The organism is Croceivirga sp. ABH4_376 (genome assembly GCF_056160685.1).
The window spans coordinates 1-748 of the sequence record NZ_JBSWXQ010000022.1; the positions used below are offsets into that span (position 1 = coordinate 1).

At 53.3% G+C, this 748-nt stretch carries 1 pseudogene; it reads right to left on the bottom strand.

From position 1 onward, the window contains the following. Positions 1–748: pseudogene (locus ACXAGS_RS15715) on the bottom strand (gliding motility-associated C-terminal domain-containing protein); the annotation flags it as partial.

Genomic DNA, 748 nt, shown 5'->3' on the forward strand with positions numbered 1-748 from the left:
CCGTATCCTCACCACTTGGCGGAACGTAGCCATCCGTTGGTTGCCCCTCTATATTGTCAGGAATACCATCGTCGTCACTGTCGATGTCCAGGCTATCCGGTCTGCCATCGTTGTCCGAATCTATAGTACCATCCCCTTCCACGGTATCCAGGATTCCATCGTTGTCATCATCTAAATCAACAACATCTGGAACGCCGTCACCGTCGGTATCAGGGCCGTTGTCAGGGTCCAAATAATCCGGGGTACCGTCCTGGTCCGTATCGTCATTGGTAGGGTCGCCATCTCCGTTCGCATCTTCGTCAGGGGTGTCTATTCCGTCCCCGTCATCGTCCAAATCACGGTAGTTAACGTCCTCCGTACCATCCGTATCCGGTAAATCGGTCGCTGGGTCTTCTATCTCATCGTTTACGTCATAACCGTCGTTAACGTCGCTTCCCTCGTAGCCATCGTCCAATCCGTCATTGTCCGTGTCCACTCCCGTGTACGTGTTGTCCGGCTCCCCATCATAATCAAAGTCGTGCCCCTCGTTACTGTCCGGTACCAAATCGTCATCGCTATCCTCATCTACATAGTCTGGTGTACCGTCTTGGTCCGTGTCCTCGGGGGTGATACCCTCGTTTCCAGTTCCCTCGTAAGCATCGTCCAATCCATCGTTGTCCGTATCCTCACCACTTGGCGGAACGTAGCCATCCGTTGGTTGCCCCTCTATATTGTCAGGAATACCATCGTCGTCACTGTCGATGTCCAG